The organism is Spongiactinospora sp. 9N601 (assembly GCF_044326295.1).
Taxonomy (GTDB): domain Bacteria; phylum Actinomycetota; class Actinomycetes; order Streptosporangiales; family Streptosporangiaceae; genus Spongiactinospora; species Spongiactinospora gelatinilytica.
This window is the reverse complement of the sequence record NZ_JBIRBB010000017.1, coordinates 79,636-96,670: the sequence shown is the minus strand read 5'-3', so window position 1 is coordinate 96,670 and position 17,035 is coordinate 79,636. Positions and strand designations below refer to the sequence as shown.

The window sequence follows — 17,035 nt, the reverse complement described above, 5'->3', positions numbered from 1 at the left end:
CACATGAGGTCATCTGGAATCGTCCGGCGTCACTCGGCGCGCAGTGCGGTGACCGGGTCGAGCCGGGCCGCCCGCCGGGCCGGGGCCACGCCGAAGAAGACCCCGACGGCCACCGACACGCCGAAGGCCAGCAGCACCGACCACAGCGTGATGGTCGCCGGGACGGGCGTGACGGCGTCGATGAGCAGCGATCCGCCGACGCCCACCAGGATGCCCAGCACACCGCCGATCGTGGTCAGCAGCACCGCCTCGATGAGGAACTGCGTGAGCACGTCGCGCTGCCTGGCCCCGAGGGCCTTGCGCAGGCCGATCTCGCGGGTCCGCTCACGGACGCTGACCAGCATGATGTTGGACACGCCGACCCCGCCGACCAGCAGCGAGATGCCCGCGATGGCGGCGAGCACCCCGGTGAGCATGCCGAGCACGCTGCCGATGGTGCCGAGCAACTGGGTCTGGGTGACGGCGGAGAACCGCTCACCTGGGTGGCGTTCCTCCAGGGCGGCGACGACGCGCCGGCGCAGCGGCTCGATCTCGTCGGGGCCGGTCGCGCCGATGGCGATGCCGTTGATCCTGGACAGGCCGAGCAGCCGCTGGGCGGTGGTGACCGGGATGTGGACCTCCTGGTCGCGGGCCACGCCGAAGGTGGCCCCCACGGTCTCGTAGACGCCGACCACCCGGAACCGCGCCCCGGAGATCGTCGCCTGCCGTCCGATCGGGTCGATGTCGCCGAACAGGCGGGAGGCGACCTCCGAGCCCAGCACTGCGACCCGCCGCCGGGTGTCCACGTCGGTCTCGCTGAGGTGGCGGCCCTTGGCCAGCGGGCGGTCGAAGATGTTGGGGATGTTCTCGTCGGTGCCGGTGATCGTGACGAACGCCTCGTTGCGGCCGACCCTCATGGTCTCCCCCGAGGCGACCGAAACCGTGACGCGCGACGGGTCGCCGACGGCCCGCCGTACGTGGGCGGCGTCCGCCAGGCCGAGCCGGCTCTGCGTGGGCAGCGCGCCGACCCCGATCTGCCCCGGGACGACCAGGATGATGTTGCTGCCCAGCCCGGCGATCTCGCTCTCCACGGCGTCCTTGGCGCCGGTGCCGATGGCCACCAGGACGACCACGGCGAGCACGCCGACGATCACCCCGAACATGGTGAGCGCGCTGCGCAGCCGATTGACCCGCAGGGCCTCGGTGGCCATCAGGAACGCCTCGCGGGCCCTCATCGGGTGTCCTGTTCGATGCGGCCGTCGCGGACGTGGATGCGCCTGCTCGCGCGGGCCGCGACCTCCGGCTCGTGGGTGACCAGCACCACGGCCACGCCCTGTTCGGCGTTGAGCCCGGCCAGGATGTCCATCACCTCGGCCCCGTTGCGGGTGTCGAGGTTGCCGGTGGGCTCGTCGGCGAGCACCACCTTGGGGTCGCCGACCAGGGCGCGGGCGATGGCCACCCGCTGCTGTTCGCCGCCGGACATCTGGGCGGGGCGGTGGGTCAGCCGGTGGCCGAGCCCGACCGCGGTCAGGGCGGCCCTGGCGCGGGTACGCCGCTCGGCCGCGCCGACGCCGCGGTAGACCAGTGGCAGGGCCACGTTGTCCAGCGCCGAGGTGCGGGGCAGCAGGTGGAAGGACTGGAAGACGAATCCGATGGTCTCGTTGCGGAGTTCGGCGAGCCCGGCCTCGGAGAGCGTGGCGACGTCCACGCCGCCGACCCGCAGGGTGCCGGAGGTCGGCCGGTCCAGGCAGCCGAGCAGGTGCATCAGGGTGGACTTGCCCGAGCCCGAGGGGCCGATGATGGCGACGAACTCCCCCGATGCGATGCGCAGGTCCACCCCGCGCAGCGCCTCGACGGCCACTCCGTCGGCCTGGTAGGAGCGGCGCAGGTTCTCGCCCTCGAAGGCGGGCGGCGCGGTCGCGGGGGCGGTCACGGCAGCTTCTGGCCCTGCCGTACGGCGTCGGCCCCCTTGACCACCACCTGCTCGCCTTCGCTCAGCCCGGTGAGGACCTCCACCAGCGCGTCGCCCTGCGCGCCCAGCCGTACGACGCGGCGTTCGGCCGCGCCGCCGCGCACCGCCCACACCACGCTGTCGCGCCCGCTGGTCACCACCGCCGAGGCCGGTACGGCCAGCGCGCTCGGCGACTCCCGCACGGTCAGCCGGGCCACCGCGCTCATGCCGGGCTTGGGCGCGGGGGCCTTCCTGCCGTCGTCGAACCGGCCCGCCCCGAGGGTGAGCCTGACCGGGTAACTGACCCCTCCGGTGGTGCCCGCCATCGGGGTCACCCCGACGCCGGTGACCTTGGCCGTGTAGGTGGCCCCCGGCACGGCGTCGAGTTCGATCCGGGCGGCGGTGCCGCGCTCGACGAGCAGGACGTCGGTCTCGTCCACGTCGGCCGAGATGGTCAGCTCGGAGATGTCGGTGACGGTCACGATGGTGTCGCCGGCCGAGACCGGCACGCCCGTGGCGACGGACGGCCCGCCGCCGGACGCTTCCCCGCCCTGCGGGGCCTGGGTGGGCAGCCCGGCGGGAAGCCGGCCGAGCAGCCCGCCGAGCGCGTCCGTGGCCCCGCCGCCGCCCGACGAACGGCCGAGCGTCACCACCCCGTCGAACGGGGCCTTGATGGTGAGCCCCTTCACCACCGACTCGGCCGTCTTGACCGCCGCCTTCGCCTGGCTGCGCGAGGCCGCCTGGAGCGAGGCCATGGAGGAGGTGAGGCTGCCGAGCCCGGTGCTGAGCTGGCCGGTGAGCTGGGACAGCACGCCGTTGACCGAGCGGGTCAGGTCTTTGGTGATCGCGCCGAGCGCGGCCCGCTGGGCGCGGTGCCGGCGTTCGGCGAGGTCGATGGCGGCGATCAGGCGCTTGCGCGCGGTGGCGTCGCCGACCTCGCGGGCGGCGGACCTGGCGCGGGCGAAGTCGCGGCTGACCTTGCGGTCCAGGCCCGCGAAGGCGCGCCCGTCCAAGCCGCGCAGCGTGGGCGCGGCGAACGCGGGACGGGGGGCCGAGGGCGCGGAGGCGAGCCGTTCGGCGCGCCTGGCCTGGGACAGCCGCCCCTTGGCCTCCGGTGAACTGATCTTGGCGAGCACATCGCCCTTGGCGACGGTGTCGCCGTCGCGGACGTGCAGTTTGGTCAGGGTGCCCGCGGCGGGTGCGCGCAGGGTGGCCGCGGCCCGCGCGCCGATGGTGGCGGGGGCCTCGACGACCTCGCTCACCGGGGCGCGGCGGGCGGCGCCGAGCTGGATGCCCGACGGCTCTTCAGTGGTGCAGCCGGCGAGCACGAGCACGACGAGCAGCGGGGGAATGCCGCGACGGATCGTCACCTGATCAATGGTAGGGTTCGACCCCTTCGCCCCAGCAGGCCCCCTTTACCCGCTGGTATTCACCCGGCGGCGAGCTGGCTGCTGCGGTCGCGGGCGGCCTCGATCGCGGCCAGGAAGGCCGCGCGCACGCTGTGGCGTTCGAGCTCGGCGATGGCGGCGATGGTCGTGCCGCCGGGCGAGGTGACCGCCTCGCGCAGGATGACCGGGTGCTCACCGGAGTCGCGCAGCATGATGGCCGCGCCGACGATCGACTGGGTGACCATGTCGAGCGCGGCGGCGCGCGGCATGCCGAGCAGGATGCCGGCGTCGACCATGGCCTCCACCAGGTAGAAGAAGTAGGCCGGGCCGCTGCCGGACAGCGCGGTCGCGGCGTCCTGCTGCGACTCGGGGACCCGCAGCACCTTGCCGACCGGCATGAGGAGGTCCTCGGCCAGCTTCAGGTGCTCCTCACCGGCCCCCGCGCCCGCCGAGATGACGCTCATCGCCTCGTCCACCAGCACCGGCGTGTTGGACATCACCCGCACCACCGGGACGTCCTCGCCGAGCCTGGCCTCCACGAACGCGGTCGTGATGCCGGCCGCGGCCGAGATCACCAGGCGCCCCGCGGGGACGTAAGGGGCGATCTCGTCCAGCAGGGTCGCCATGTCCTGGGGTTTGACGGCGAGGATGAGGGTGTCGGCGCGCTTGGCGGCCTCGGCGTTGGACACCACCCGCACGCCGTACTGCCGGGTCAGCGCCTCACCGCGCTCGGGGCGGCGGACGGTCGCCAGCAGCTCACCGGCCGGGACACCGGCACGGACCAGGCCGGACAGCAGGGCCTCGCCCATCTTGCCCGCGCCGAGAATCGCGATCATGGTTCCACCTCGCTGTATGACGTCCGCAAGCCTACAGACAGTATCCGGGCAGCGGTCATCAGGTAGCGTGCGGTGATGCTGAGGCTGAACGATGGACACGCACGCGGGTTCCGTCTCGCCCGGCAGCGGCTGGTACGGCCCGTGCCGCTCAGCGCGCTGCCCGACGTGGCCGGGGCCACCGGGATCCAGCACAGCCCGCCGGGGTCGGCGGCCCAGTCGCTGCACGTCCGGCTCGACGGGCTCACGCCCGCGCACGCCACCGCCGCGCTGACGCGGGACAAGACCCTGGCGCAGGTCTGGAGCCTGCGGGGCGCGCCGCATGTGATGGGCGTGGCGGACGTGGGGGTTTTCACGACGGGGCTGCTGCCCGACGACGAGGACTCCTGCCGCCACTTCATCCGTGGTGCCGAGCGGCATCTGGCGGCCTTCGGGCTGAGCGCGAGCGCCGCCGTGCGGCACACGCTGGAGGCGCTCGGGCCCGCCCTGGACGGCCGCGCCCTGACCAAGGACGAGCTGGGCGTGGCGCTGGCCGAGCAGGTCGCGACGCGCGTTCCGGAGGTCCGCGAGGGCCCGTGGGAGGAGCCCGACGGGCTGGGCCGCAACACTTACGGGCAGAGCCTGGTGCGCTACGCGCTCTATGTCGCCGGGCTGTACGGCACGGTGTGCTTCGTACCGGAGGAGCCGGGGGCGGCGCGGTTCGCGCTGACCGAACAGTGGCTGGGGGCGCCGGCGCCCACCTGGGACCTCCCCCTCGCCCGCGCCGAACTGCTGCGGCGCTACCTGCGCTGCCATGCGCCGGCGACGCCGCGGGAGTTCGCGGCCTGGTCCGGCGTTTCGCCGGCGTACGCGTCCCGGAGCTGGGAGCTGCTGGCCGGTGAGTTGACGGAGGTCCGGTACCGTGACACGCCCGCCTGGGTCCTTTCCGCCGACACGGACCTGCTGGCCGACCCACCACAGGCCACCGGAGTCCGGCTGCTGCCGCCGTACGACCCCTATCTGTCCACCCAGGACCGCACCGGCCTGCTCCCGGACCCGGCCCTGCGGCGGAAGGTCTGGCGCACGGTCGGCAACCCGGGCGTGGTCCTGGTGGACGGCGAGATCGCGGGGCTGTGGCGGCCACGCAAGCAGGGCAGGCGGCTGACGCTCCGGGTCGAGCCGTTCATCACCCTGTCCCCCGCGGCCAAGGCCGCCGTCAACGACGCCGCCGACGCCCTCGCGCCCTTCCGCGGCGCAGCCACGGCCACCGTGACCCTGGAGCCCTAGCGCGAGCCCCCGGCCGCCCCTGCTCCTGATCGGCCCTGCGGACGTGGCGGCTCGCGCCCGGCTGAGGCTCAGCGCGCCCGGCGCGGCCCAGCGCACCACCTGCCGCTGACCGCCTCGGCCAGCGTGCGGGCCAGGTAGGGGTACCAGTTGGGCCCGTACGGCACGCGGACCCGCACCATCGCCCCGAGCCCGGCCATCCGCCGCTGTTCGGCCGGGCGCACGCCGTAGCGCGCCTCGAACTCGAAGCCGTCCGGCCGCCGCTCGTTCACCACGGCCAGCGCGGCGGCGATGTCGACCAGGCATCTGTCCTGCGTGGCGACCACCGGGTGGCCCTGCCCGGCCATCAGCACCTTCAGGCACCGCACGTAGGAGGCGTCGATCTCCTTGGGACTCTTGAAGGCCACCGAGGCGGGCGCGTCGTGGCCGCCCCTGCGCAGCCGTACCCGGGAGCCCTCGCCGGCCAGGGCGCGGCACTGGTCATGTGCCCTGCGCAGGTAGGACTGGACCGTCGCGCCGACGCCCGGGTACTCCTTGCGCAACTCCTCCACCAGGGCCAGGGCCGGCTCGACCAGCGGGTGCTCCTCGGCTCCGAAGGTGACGGTGGCCCCCGCGCCGAAGGCCGCCGCGCAGACGCGCGCCGCGTTGCCGGTGGCCGGCCGTTCGGCGTCGCGGCCGGGCAGGCGCAGGCCGAGCGCGGAGGGCCGCAGCGCGATGTCGGCCCCGGCGGCCAGCCCCGCGCCGGCCAGCCGGTCGATCAGCGCGAGCTGGGCGCGGACCTCGGCCTCCGCGCCGCGCTCGTCGGTGACCTCGGGGCCGAGGTGGTGGAAGCCGACCGCGAGACCCGCCTCGTGCAGCTCACGCGCCACGCGGACGGCGTCGTCCGGCGTGTCGCCCGCGATCCGGTGGCGGGCCGCCCGGACACTGGGCGGGAAGGAGGTCGCGGCGACCTCCGCGCGCCCGCTGCGCGCGAGCGCGGATAGAACCTGACGCAGCACGGTGCTCCACCTCTGTTGCTCGCTCTGTGGCCGGGGCCGGAAGCGTGGAGGGGTCCTGTCCAGGGTAGAGCGCGGGCGCGCGGCGTGACATGAACCACAGGTCCCGGCGATTCGTTGAAAGGGTATGCGGATGATGACGGCGACGATGGTGGCGGGATGCGTGCTGTTCGCCCTCGGCTGCGGGGCCGATCGCGGCCCCGGCGCGGATTCCGCCACCCCCACTGACAAAACCGTGACCCAGACCGTGACCACCACCCCGTCGATTCCGGGCCCCGGCTCCCCCGAGCCGGTCGAGCCCAAGGGCGACACGATCGATCCGCGCCCGGTGCCGTGGATCAGCGCGACCCCCGAGGCGGGCGGCGAGCGCCTGCGGCTGGTGTGGTGGTCCGGCGTGGAGCCCTGCCGTACGCTCGACCGGGTCGAGGTCGACGAGAGCGCGGCGGAGGTGAAGGCGACCATCTACGAAGGGCCCGCCCGCGACGCCCAGAACGTCGCGTGCATCGAGATCGCGGTGCAGAAGACCACGACGGTCACGCTGAAGGCCCCGCTGGGCGACCGGAAGGTCGTGGACGGCGCCAGATGAGGAGTTCTGGCTGATCGGCGGGAATGCGGCTGCGCGCACATGAGTTGAGTCCGGTAGGCTCAAGTCGTTTGACAAAGAGCCAACGTAAGCATCAGTATGAGTCGAACCGACTCAACTTTGACTACAAGGACGTACTCATGGCACGTGCGGTAGGTATCGACCTGGGGACGACCAACTCCGTCGTCTCGATCCTTGAGGGCGGTGAGCCCACCGTCATCGCCAACGCGCAGGGCTCGCGGACCACCCCGTCCGTGGTCGCGTTCGCCAAGAACGGCGAGGTCCTGGTGGGTGAGGTCGCCAAGCGGCAGGCCGTCACCAACGTCGAGCGGACGATCCGGTCGGTCAAGCGCCACATGGGCACCGACTGGTCGATCGAGATCGACGGCAAGAACTTCACGCCCCAGCAGATCAGCGCCTTCATCCTGCAGAAGTTGAAGACCGACGCCGAGGCGTACCTCAGCGAGAAGATCACCGACGCGGTGATCACCGTTCCGGCCTACTTCAGCGACGCCCAGCGCCAGGCCACCAAGGAGGCCGGCACGATCGCGGGGCTCAACGTCCTGCGGATCATCAACGAGCCCACCTCCGCCGCGCTGGCCTATGGCCTGGACAAGGAGAAGGACCAGACCATCCTGGTCTTCGACCTCGGCGGCGGCACCTTCGACGTGTCCCTGCTCGACGTCGGCCAGGAGGACGGCCACGGTTTCGTCGAGGTCAAGGCCACCAGCGGTGACAACCACCTGGGCGGCGACGACTGGGACCAGCGGGTCGTGGACGAGCTGGTGAGCCGGTTCAAGAACGCGCACGGCGTCGACCTGGGCAAGGACAAGATGGCCCTGCAGCGGCTGCGCGAGGCCGCGGAGAAGGCCAAGATCGAGCTGTCCAGCCAGGCCGAGACCTCGATCAACCTGCCCTACATCACGGCATCCGCCGAGGGCCCGCTGCACCTGGACGAGAAGCTCACCCGCGCGGAGTTCCAGCGCCTGACCACCGACCTCCTTGAGCGCTGCAAGGGCCCGTTCCAGCAGGTCATCAAGGACGCCGGGATCAAGGTCGCCGACATCGACCACGTGGTCATGGTCGGCGGCTCGACCCGCATGCCCGCGGTGAGCGACCTGGTCAAGGAGCTGACCGGCGGCCAGGAGCCCAACAAGGGCGTCAACCCGGACGAGGTCGTCGCGATCGGCGCGGCCCTCCAGGCGGGCGTGCTCAAGGGCGAGGTCAAGGACGTCCTGCTGCTCGACGTCACCCCGCTGTCCCTGGGCATCGAAACCAAGGGCGGCATCTTCACCAAGATCATCGAGCGCAACACGACGATCCCGACCAAGCGCTCGGAGGTGTTCACCACCGCCGAGGACAACCAGCCGTCCGTGGGCATCCAGGTCTACCAGGGCGAGCGGGAGATCGCGGCCTACAACAAGAAGCTCGCCACGTTCGAGCTGACCGGCATCGCGCCCGCGCCGCGCGGCATCCCGCAGATCGAGGTCACCTTCGACATCGACGCCAACGGCATCGTCAACGTCTCGGCGAAGGACCTCGGCACCGGCCGCGCCCAGTCGATGACCATCACCGGCGGCTCCGCGCTGCCCAAGGACGACATCGAGCGCATGATGCGCGAGGCCGAGTCCTACGCCGAAGAGGACAAGGCCCGCCGCGACGAGGCCGAGACCCGCAACAACGCCGACGCGCTGGCCTACCAGACCGAGAAGTTCCTGCGGGAGAACGACGACAAGGTCCCCGGCGACGTCAAGACCGAGGTCAACGACTCGCTCGCGGAGCTGAAGAAGGCCCTTGAGGGCACCGACACGGCGGTGATCCGCGCCGCGGCGGAGAAGCTCGCGACGGTCAGCCAGAAGATGGGCTCGGCGATCTACGCCCAGCAGCAGGCCCAGGGCGGCGACGGCGCTCAGCCCGGCCCGGACGGCGCTCCCGGCGGCGGTCCCTCGGGCAAGGCCGACGACGACGTGGTCGAGGCCGAGATCGTCGATGACGAGCCCAAGGACCAGCAGCCCAAGCGAGACCAGTGACACCGCTGTGGCGAGGGGAGCGATCCGTGAACACGCGTGAGAACGGGCCCGACCAGGAGCCGGTGATCCGCGACAAGCGCAAGATCGACCCGGAGACGGGTAAGGCACGCGAGACGGCCGCGGGCGGCGCCGACGAGCAGGCGCCCCCGCAGGCGGCGCCGGCCGACGGTGCCGCCGCACCGGGCGGCGACATCGCCGACGATCTTGCCGAGCGCACCAGAGATCTTCAGCGGCTCCAGGCCGAATACTCCAACTACCGCAAGCGGGTGGAGCGCGACAGGGTCGCGGTGCGCGAGCAGGCCACCGCGGCGGCGCTGGCCGAGCTGCTGCCGGTGCTCGACGACATCGGCCGGGCACGCGAGCACGGCGAGCTGACCGGCGGTTTCGCCAAGGTCGCCGAGTCGCTGGAAGGGGTGCTCACCAAGCTGGGGCTGTCGGCCTTCGGCGCCAAGGGCGACCCGTTCGACCCGACCGTCCACGAGGCGCTGATGCACAGCTACTCGCCGGACGTCACGGAGCCGAGCTGCGTGGAGATCTTCCAGCCCGGCTACCGGATGGGTGAGCGGGTGATCCGCCCCGCCCGGGTGGCGGTGGCCGAGCCGGCCGAGCCGGCCGCAGCCGAGGGGGAGGCCGCCGCCGAGGCGGAGGCCCCGGCCGACCCGGAGGCGGGCAGGCCCGGCTCCGGATCCGACGACAACTGACAGCTCAACCCCTCCTAGTGCTAAGGACGACATAGATGAGCACCAAGGACTACTTGGAGAAGGATTACTACGCCGTCCTTGGTGTGCCGAAGACCGCCACGGCCGAGGAGATCAAGAAGGCATACCGCAAGCTGGCCAGGCAGTACCACCCGGACGCCAACCAGGGCGACACCAAGACCGAGGCCAAGTTCAAGGAGGTCTCGGAAGCCTACGACGTCCTGTCCGACACCAAGCGCCGCAAGGAGTACGACGACGCGCGGACGCTGTTCGGCTCCGGCGGCCTGGGCGGCTACCAGGGGGGCGCGGGGTCCGGGCGGGGCGGGTTCCCGTTCGACTTCGGCGACCTGTTCGGGGGGGCGCAGTCCGGGGGCGGCACCGGCGAGCGCATCGGTGACATCTTCGGCGGCCTGTTCAACCGGGGCGGGCGGACCACCGCGTCCACCACCCGTCCCCGGCGCGGCCAGGACATCGAGTCGGAGGTCACCCTGTCGTTCACCGAGGCGGCGGAGGGCAGCACGGTCTCGCTGCGGCTCACCAGCTCCTCGGCGTGCGCGGCCTGTTCGGGCACCGGCGCGAAGGCCGGTACCACCCCGCGGGTCTGCCCGACCTGCGAGGGCACCGGCGCGGCCAGCCGCAACCTGGGCAACTTCGCCTTCTCCGAGCCCTGCCGCGACTGCCGCGGCAGGGGCCTGCTGGTGGACGACCCCTGCCCGGTCTGCGAGGGCAGCGGGCGCGGCCGGAGCACGCGCACCATCCAGGCGCGCATCCCGGCCGGCGTCGGCGACAACCAGCGCATCCGGCTGAAGGCCAAGGGCGCCCCCGGTGAGAACGGCGGGCCGGCCGGCGACCTCTACGTCCAGATCCATGTCAAGCCACACCCGGTGTTCGGCCGCTCGGGCGAGAACCTGACCATCACCGTCCCGGTGACCTTCGCGGAGGCGGCGCTCGGCGCGGAGATCAAGGTGCCGACCCTCAAGGGCATGCCGGTCACCGTCCGCATCCCGGAGGGCACGCCCAACGGGCGGACGTTCCGGGTGCGCGGGCGCGGCGTGGCCCGCAAGGACGGCACCAAGGGCGACATGCTGGTCACCGTCGAGGTCGCGGTGCCACAGCGCCTCGACGACAAGGCGCGCGACCTGCTCAGTGAGTTCAAGAACGCCACGGCCGAGGCCGACCCACGCGCGGAGCTGATCGAGCTGGCCAGAAGCGAGTGATCTCATGGATGCCGACTTCTTCCACCTGTCAGATGAGACGCCGGTCTACGTGATCTCGGTCGCCGCCCAGCTTTCCGGGCTGCATCCGCAGACACTGCGCCAGTACGACCGTCTGGGCCTGGTCAGCCCCGGCCGTACGGCGGGCCGCGGGCGCCTCTACTCCACGCGCGACATTCTGATGCTCCGCGAGGTCCAGCGGCTTTCTCAGGAAGAGGGCATCAACCTCGCGGGCATCAAGCGAATCCTGCAACTGGAGAACGACAACCTCCGCATGCGTGCCGAGCTGGAGCGGCTGCGCGCGGAGCTGTCCATGATCCGTGCGCTGATCCGGTACGAACTGCCGCCGGCGTGACCATTTCCCGGGGGGATTGGCAGATGGACTACAAGCTCACCAGAAAGAGCCAGGAGGCGATCTCCGCCTCCATTCGCAGAGCGGCGACGGAGGGCAATCCGGAGGTCGCGCCGGCCCACCTGTTCACCGCGCTGCTGGCGCAGAGCGGCGGCACGGCGGTGCCGCTGCTGGAGGCCGTCGGCGCCGACTGGAAGAAGCTGCGCACCGCCGCCGAGCAACAGCTTGAGGGCCTGCCCAAGGCCCAGGGCGCGACGGTCAGCGCGCCGACCACCTCCCGGGCGCTGCTGGTGGTGCTCAACACCGCCGCGGCGCGGGCCAAGCAGCTTGAGGACGAATACGTCTCGACCGAGCACCTGCTGGTCGGCCTGGCCGCGGACGGCGGGCCGATCGCGGAGCTGCTGAAGTCGCAGGGGGCGACGGCGGCGGCGCTGCTCGACGCGTTCGAGAAGGTCCGCGGGCACGCCAGGGTCACCAGTGAGACCCCGGAGGACACCTACCAGGCGCTGGAGAAGTACGGCGTCGACCTCACCGAGCGGGCCAGGTCCGGGCGGCTCGACCCGGTGATCGGCCGCGACGCCGAGATCCGCCGGGTGGTCCAGGTCCTCTCCCGCCGGACGAAGAACAACCCGGTGCTGATCGGCGAGCCGGGCGTCGGCAAGACCGCCGTCGTGGAGGGCCTGGCGCAGCGCATCGTGGCCGGCGACGTGCCGGAGAGCCTGCGCAACAAGCGGCTGGTCTCCCTCGACCTGAGCGCCATGGTGGCGGGCGCGAAGTTCCGCGGTGAGTTCGAGGAACGGCTGAAGGCCGTGCTCGCCGAGATCAAGGAGAGCGACGGCCAGGTCGTCACGTTCATCGACGAACTGCACACCGTGGTCGGCGCGGGGGCCGCCGAGGGCTCGATGGACGCGGGCAACATGCTCAAGCCGATGCTGGCCCGCGGTGAACTGCGCATGATCGGCGCGACCACGCTCGACGAGTACCGCGAGCGGATCGAGAAGGACCCGGCGCTGGAACGCCGTTTCCAGCAGGTCTACGTGGGCGAGCCGAGCGTGGAGGACACCATCGCGATCCTGCGCGGGCTCAAGGGCCGCTACGAGGCCCACCACCAGGTGCAGATCGCCGACAGCGCGCTGGTCGCCGCCGCCGCGCTGTCCGACCGCTACATCACCGCCAGGTTCCTCCCCGACAAGGCCATCGACCTGGTGGACGAGGCCGCCTCCCGGCTGCGGATGGAGATCGACTCGCGTCCGGTCGAGATCGACGAGCTACAGCGCGCGGTCGACCGGATGAAGATGGAGGAGATGGCGCTCGCCAAGGAGACCGACGAGGCCTCCCGCGCCCGGCTGGACAAACTACGCAAAGACCTTGCTGACCGCCAGGAGGAGCTCAACGGCCTGGTCGGCCGCTGGGAGCGGGAGAAGGCCGGGCTCAACCACGTCGGCGACCTGAAGAAGCAGCTCGACGAGGCCAGGGGGGCCGCCGAGCGGGCGCAGCGGGACGGCGACTTCGAGGCGGCGTCCCGGCTCATGTACGCCGAGGTGCCCCGGCTGGAGAAGGAGCTCCAGGCCGCCGTCGCCCAGGCGCAGCCGGAAGACGCCATGGTCAAGGAGGAGGTCGGGCCGGACGACATCGCCCAGGTCATCTCGTCGTGGACCGGCATCCCCGCCGGGCGGCTGCTGGAGGGCGAGACGGCCAAACTGCTGCGTATGGAAGACGAGCTGGGCAAGCGGCTCATCGGCCAGGCCCCGGCCGTCCAGGCCGTGTCCGACGCGGTACGGCGGGCGCGCGCCGGCATCTCCGACCCCGACCGGCCCACCGGGTCGTTCCTGTTCCTCGGGCCGACGGGCGTGGGCAAGACCGAGCTGGCCAAGGCGCTGGCGGAGTTCCTGTTCGACGACGAGCGGGCGATGACCCGGATCGACATGAGCGAGTACTCCGAAAAGCACGCGGTGGCCCGGCTGGTCGGCGCGCCGCCCGGCTATGTGGGGTATGAGGAGGGCGGCCAGCTCACCGAGGCGGTCCGGCGCAGGCCGTACACGGTCGTGCTGCTGGACGAGGTGGAGAAGGCGCACACCGAGGTCTTCGACATCCTGCTCCAGGTGCTCGACGACGGACGGCTGACCGACGGGCAGGGCCGCACGGTCGACTTCCGCAACACCATCCTGATCATGACCTCCAACATCGGGTCGCAGTACCTGGTGGATCCGACGCTGGAGAACGGCGCCAAGCGCGACGCGGTGTTGAACGCGGTCCGCGCGTCGTTCAAGCCCGAGTTCATCAACCGGCTGGACGACATCATCCTGTTCGACGCCCTCGGCTCGGAGGAGCTGAGCCGGATCGTGGACCTCCAGGCCGTGCGGCTGGCCCGCCGCCTGGCCGACCGCAGGCTGACCCTCACGGTCACCCCGGGGGCCCGCGACTGGCTCGCGCTGACCGGCTACGACCCGCTGTACGGCGCGCGTCCGCTGCGCCGGCTGGTGCAGTCGGCGATCGGCGACCGGCTGGCCAAGAAGGTGCTGTCCGGCGAGATCCAGGACGGCGACGAGGTCGTCGTGGACCTGGACGAGGCGGGCGACACACTGTCCATCGAGGCCCGGCGGTCGCCTGTGCCGTAGTAAGTAGTTGACCACCTTTGGGTTAAGGCCCCCTGGTCGGGTCCGGAACGGCGATAACTTCGGCCATCGCTGTCGACCGAACACGATCAGGGGGACGTGTATGTCGAACACACGCAAATTCGGGGCGATGCTCGCGGCTGCCACCATGGCCGCCGGGCTGACCTGCACGGCCGTCATGCCGGCGGTCGCCGCCCACTGTCCGGGCCGGGGCGGACTGCCACTGGTCAAGACCGCGACCGGCCAGCGGCCGGTGTGCGGGCTCGGTACGGGCGTCCCGGTCGTCGACTCCGCCGGCTCGCTCAACCCGGCCTACGCCGGTTACGCGGTCAAGCAGGCCACCGGCCTGCGGGGGCTCGACGGGCTCGTGCCCGCCACCCCGGTGACCGGCATCGCCGACCCGGGCGGCGCGCTCGCGGGCACCGGCGGCGTCGGCCTTCCGGGCCTGCCCAGAACGGGCCTGCGCACCACCACCCGGCCCACCCAGTCCGGCTTGCCCGGCCTGTCCGCCCGGTCCGGCCGCCCCGACGCCCTCGGCGGCCCACCCGCCGACTCCGGCGGCCTGCTCCCGGACCTCCCGACGGCCCCCGCCCTCGGCTCCCTCACCGGCCGGGGCGCGCCGATCGGCCTGGGCGGCCTGCACGGCTCGGCCGCCCGCCTCGATCACGCCGCCGACCCGCCCACCACCAGGAAGAGGAGCGGCCCGGCCAGGCACACCACCAAGCGCCACCGCCCTGCTCCCCAGCAACCGGCCACGAACCCGCTGCCGCTCCCCATCCCGATCAGCGTCAACGACGTCCCACTCACCGACCTCACCCACGGCCTCGCCCCGCAATGACCCCACCCGGGGCCGCCCTCCCGGCCCCACCCCTCCCCCCGCCCCATCAGCCTCGCTTCGCTCGGAGGCACACAGCAACCCATGCGAAGTACGGCGAACAACCACAACGCCCGCGAAACACCGGACACCAGGGCGCAAGGGGCAACGGCGAGGCGGCGCCTACCGGGCATGCCGTACCCCACCCCGCACGAAGGACCAGCGCGCCAGACCGGGCACAGAGGCGGAGCGAGGCACCAACGCCTCAGCCCGCCCCAGGTGCCGCGTACGGCACCGAGTGCGCGATGGGCAGCCGTCAGGTGACGAGGGCGTCGAGTTCGTCTTCGGGGAGGCCCAGGTCGATGCGGATGCGGTAGCGGGCGCGGAGGAGGGCTGCTCGTTCGCCGCTGCTCTCCGGGCTGGCCAGCGCGCCCTCCGTGGCCCACTCGTGGGCCGCACGCAGCTCGCCGTACGCGATCAGCGTCTCGGTGATGTTGAGACAGGTCGCCGGTGTCACACCGCCCTCGGCACGGATCGCCTCGATCATCTCCTTGCCCTCGGCGGGCCGGTCCAGCTCGAACAGCGTGTCGGCGATCCCGGCACGCGGATCGACGCTCACCTCCCCGCCGTCTTCCATCGCACGCTGGAAACACTCCAGCGCGCGGGCCGGCTGCCCGGCCTGCCGCCATTCCTCCGCCGCCAGCACGAAGATCGCCGCCCGGGACACGTCGCCGGACACATAACTCGCCGCCAGGGAGTCGAGTCGCTTGGCCGTCGGGACGTGGTCGTCGGCCAGCAGCCCCTGCTCAAGCAGCCGATCAAGGTGCTCACGTGTCACATGTGCCACAGCGAGAGACTATCGACCGCCGCCCGGATTTGCCGGAACATTAGCCGCTGTTGCCTCGCTACGGCGAGCCCCGCCATCCTTCGGTAACGGACGGCATATAATTCACTACACTGCGGCGTGTTAATCGCGACATCTGGGCACAACATCACTGCCCGAGCGGTGGGAGGTCGCGATGAACGTTTCCAGGCAGACGATCTTCGCAGTGTCCTTCGGGCTGGTGTTCGCCGCCGCCGTACCCGGCGCGGCCGGCTATCTGACCGGCAGGCTGGAAGCCGTCCGCGCCGCCGAACGCGACCTGCGGATCCTGGAGGCCGACCTGCTCCCCCGCCACGACCGCAGAGACCACGCCACCGGCCTTGCCCCCGGCCGGGCCGACGGCCGGTCCACCGACTCCGCACCGGTCTGCAGGATCCCGCCCCGAACCCGCCACCCCGACGGCCACCGCGAAGCCGCCGCCCCACGGGCCGAAGCCGGGCCGAGCCGGTCAGAGCCGGCGGCTCGAGAACCGCGCGGCAGCGGATTCCCCGATCGAGCCGACGGGTGACCGGACGCCGATGCAGGGCGATCGCCTAGAGGGCCATGCCGACGAGGATCGCCTTGGTGTCGTTGGTCCGCAGCGGATGCAGCTCCGGCCGCCGGGGCGGTACGCAAGACCCGGTCTCCGACCCACCACACCGGCGGACACCACGCAGCCGGTGCGGGCCGCACCCCGCCGAGCCCGTCAGGGGCGGCCGGGGGGAAGGTGGCTGGAGAGGTAGCCTCTGATCAAGGATTTGGCCTCGGCGACGAACTGGGGGTCGCCCTGGGGGGCGCGGCGGAAGGCGAGTTTGAGTACGGCGTCGCCCGCCTCGATGGCGACCAGCATGGCCTGGTCGAGCTCCTCGCTGTCGGCCAGGCCGAACTCCTGGAGCAGCAGCCCGCGCAGCCGCCCCGCGATGACCGTGTTGTTGTCGGCCACCGAGTCGAGCAGGTTGAGCTCGATGACGTCGGCGAAGTGCAGGGAGCGGAAGCCCCGCACCCGCCGGTGCATGTCGACGTACTCGTCGATGATCGCGTCCACCGCGTCCCACCAGCCCTCGAACTCCGCCGAGAGGAACCTGCGGCCCACGCGGGCGGCGAACAGCTCGACGTTGCGCCTGGTCACCGCCTGGGCGATGGCCCGTTTGTCGGGGAAGAACTGGTAGATCGACCCGATCGCGACCCCGGCGCGCTCGGCGATCCGGGTGGTGGAGAGCGCCTCGTAGCCGAGCTCGTCGAGGAGTTCGGCGCAGGCGTCGAGCATCCGCTCGACCCGGCGTGCGCTGCGGCGCTGGGCGGGCCGACGGCGGAGGGGCATGGGCTCCATGCCGAGATCGGTGTCTTCCACAGGCAAGATGGACACGCCCTCCATCTTGCCCGCTGACCCCCTGGTCGTTCAGGCTAACGGCACATTTGCTCACGCTGAGTGGCCTGTTGATCCGGTATGGCGACAAG

15 protein-coding genes and 1 pseudogene are annotated in these 17,035 nt (G+C 72.0%); 9 read left to right on the top strand and 7 right to left on the bottom strand.

What is annotated here, in order from left to right:
- Nucleotides 1-29: 29 nt before the first annotated feature.
- Genes ACH34R_RS33835 through proC form a run of 4 tightly spaced genes read right to left on the bottom strand, consistent with a single transcriptional unit; the run spans nt 30 to nt 4,154 of the window.
- The gene (locus ACH34R_RS33835) at nt 30-1,214 is read right to left on the bottom strand and encodes an ABC transporter permease (protein ID WP_397565626.1); all 1,185 of its coding nucleotides are present in this window, start codon (nt 1,212-1,214) and stop codon (nt 30-32) included.
- On the bottom strand, nt 1,211-1,912 hold the full coding sequence (locus tag ACH34R_RS33830; protein WP_397565625.1) for an ABC transporter ATP-binding protein: 702 nt from the start codon (nt 1,910-1,912) through the stop codon (nt 1,211-1,213). The genes ACH34R_RS33835 and ACH34R_RS33830 overlap by 4 nt, the downstream gene beginning before the upstream one ends.
- The gene (locus ACH34R_RS33825) at nt 1,909-3,300 is read right to left on the bottom strand and encodes an efflux RND transporter periplasmic adaptor subunit (RefSeq protein WP_397565624.1); all 1,392 of its coding nucleotides are present in this window, start codon (nt 3,298-3,300) and stop codon (nt 1,909-1,911) included. The genes ACH34R_RS33830 and ACH34R_RS33825 overlap by 4 nt, the downstream gene beginning before the upstream one ends.
- 59 nt (nt 3,301-3,359) lie before the next feature.
- Nucleotides 3,360-4,154 (bottom strand): pyrroline-5-carboxylate reductase, encoded by a 795-nt coding sequence (gene proC / locus ACH34R_RS33820; protein ID WP_397565623.1) that lies wholly within the window; start codon nt 4,152-4,154, stop codon nt 3,360-3,362.
- A 75-nt stretch (nt 4,155-4,229) separates the two neighbouring features.
- Between proC and ACH34R_RS33815 the strand changes: the two genes are divergently transcribed.
- Nucleotides 4,230-5,417, top strand: coding sequence for a winged helix DNA-binding domain-containing protein (locus ACH34R_RS33815; protein WP_397565622.1), 1,188 nt, complete (start codon nt 4,230-4,232; stop codon nt 5,415-5,417).
- 68 nt (nt 5,418-5,485) lie between these two features.
- Here ACH34R_RS33815 and ACH34R_RS33810 read toward each other — a convergent pair whose 3' ends face one another.
- On the bottom strand, nt 5,486-6,412 hold the full coding sequence (locus ACH34R_RS33810) for a proline dehydrogenase family protein (RefSeq protein ID WP_397565621.1): 927 nt from the start codon (nt 6,410-6,412) through the stop codon (nt 5,486-5,488).
- Between the two features lie 130 nt (nt 6,413-6,542).
- Here ACH34R_RS33810 and ACH34R_RS33805 point away from each other — a divergent pair, with 130 nt between their 5' ends.
- The 7 genes and pseudogenes from ACH34R_RS33805 to ACH34R_RS33775 all read left to right on the top strand — a co-directional run bounded on the left by ACH34R_RS33805 (nt 6,543) and on the right by ACH34R_RS33775 (nt 14,739).
- A complete protein-coding gene (locus tag ACH34R_RS33805; protein WP_397565620.1) occupies nt 6,543-6,995 on the top strand; it encodes a hypothetical protein in 453 nt (150 codons plus the stop codon).
- 137 nt (nt 6,996-7,132) lie between these two features.
- On the top strand, nt 7,133-9,022 hold the full coding sequence (gene dnaK, locus ACH34R_RS33800; protein WP_397565619.1) for a molecular chaperone DnaK: 1,890 nt from the start codon (nt 7,133-7,135) through the stop codon (nt 9,020-9,022).
- Between the two features lie 26 nt (nt 9,023-9,048).
- The gene (grpE, locus tag ACH34R_RS33795; protein ID WP_397565618.1) at nt 9,049-9,723 is read left to right on the top strand and encodes a nucleotide exchange factor GrpE; all 675 of its coding nucleotides are present in this window, start codon (nt 9,049-9,051) and stop codon (nt 9,721-9,723) included.
- A 35-nt stretch (nt 9,724-9,758) separates the two neighbouring features.
- Complete coding sequence (gene dnaJ / locus ACH34R_RS33790; protein ID WP_397565617.1) at nt 9,759-10,937, top strand: molecular chaperone DnaJ; 1,179 nt, start codon at nt 9,759-9,761, stop codon at nt 10,935-10,937.
- 4 nt (nt 10,938-10,941) lie between these two features.
- Nucleotides 10,942-11,191: pseudogene (locus ACH34R_RS33785) on the top strand (heat shock protein transcriptional repressor HspR); the annotation flags it as partial.
- A gap of 121 nt (nt 11,192-11,312) precedes the next feature.
- Nucleotides 11,313-13,904, top strand: a complete 2,592-nt coding sequence (gene clpB / locus ACH34R_RS33780; protein WP_397565616.1) for an ATP-dependent chaperone ClpB — start codon at nt 11,313-11,315, stop codon at nt 13,902-13,904.
- Nucleotides 13,905-14,031: 127 nt separating this feature from the next.
- Nucleotides 14,032-14,739 (top strand): hypothetical protein, encoded by a 708-nt coding sequence (locus tag ACH34R_RS33775; protein ID WP_397565615.1) that lies wholly within the window; start codon nt 14,032-14,034, stop codon nt 14,737-14,739.
- A 292-nt stretch (nt 14,740-15,031) separates the two neighbouring features.
- Here ACH34R_RS33775 and ACH34R_RS33770 read toward each other — a convergent pair whose 3' ends face one another.
- Nucleotides 15,032-15,562, bottom strand: a complete 531-nt coding sequence (locus tag ACH34R_RS33770; protein WP_397565614.1) for a hypothetical protein — start codon at nt 15,560-15,562, stop codon at nt 15,032-15,034.
- A 172-nt stretch (nt 15,563-15,734) separates the two neighbouring features.
- Here ACH34R_RS33770 and ACH34R_RS33765 point away from each other — a divergent pair, with 172 nt between their 5' ends.
- Nucleotides 15,735-16,106, top strand: coding sequence for a hypothetical protein (locus ACH34R_RS33765; protein ID WP_397565613.1), 372 nt, complete (start codon nt 15,735-15,737; stop codon nt 16,104-16,106).
- 177 nt (nt 16,107-16,283) lie between these two features.
- Here ACH34R_RS33765 and ACH34R_RS33760 read toward each other — a convergent pair whose 3' ends face one another.
- Nucleotides 16,284-16,943: a TetR family transcriptional regulator gene (locus ACH34R_RS33760; RefSeq protein ID WP_397565612.1), complete on the bottom strand. Its 660-nt coding sequence runs from the start codon at nt 16,941-16,943 to the stop codon at nt 16,284-16,286.
- Nucleotides 16,944-17,035: the final 92 nt, after the last annotated feature.

Bases quoted from the DNA above. Each gene is read 5' to 3' on its own strand.
- ACH34R_RS33835 (WP_397565626.1), bottom strand. From the start codon at position 1,214: ATGAGGGCCCGCGAGGCGTTCCTGATGGCCACCGAGGCCCTGCGGGTC.
- ACH34R_RS33805 (WP_397565620.1), top strand. From the start codon at position 6,543: ATGATGACGGCGACGATGGTGGCGGGATGCGTGCTGTTCGCCCTCGGC.
- ACH34R_RS33775 (WP_397565615.1), top strand. From the start codon at position 14,032: ATGCTCGCGGCTGCCACCATGGCCGCCGGGCTGACCTGCACGGCCGTC.
- ACH34R_RS33765 (WP_397565613.1), top strand. From the start codon at position 15,735: ATGAACGTTTCCAGGCAGACGATCTTCGCAGTGTCCTTCGGGCTGGTG.
- ACH34R_RS33815 (WP_397565622.1), top strand. From the start codon at position 4,230: ATGCTGAGGCTGAACGATGGACACGCACGCGGGTTCCGTCTCGCCCGG.
- clpB (WP_397565616.1), top strand. From the start codon at position 11,313: ATGGACTACAAGCTCACCAGAAAGAGCCAGGAGGCGATCTCCGCCTCC.
- dnaJ (WP_397565617.1), top strand. From the start codon at position 9,759: ATGAGCACCAAGGACTACTTGGAGAAGGATTACTACGCCGTCCTTGGT.
- dnaK (WP_397565619.1), top strand. From the start codon at position 7,133: ATGGCACGTGCGGTAGGTATCGACCTGGGGACGACCAACTCCGTCGTC.
- proC (WP_397565623.1), bottom strand. From the start codon at position 4,154: ATGATCGCGATTCTCGGCGCGGGCAAGATGGGCGAGGCCCTGCTGTCC.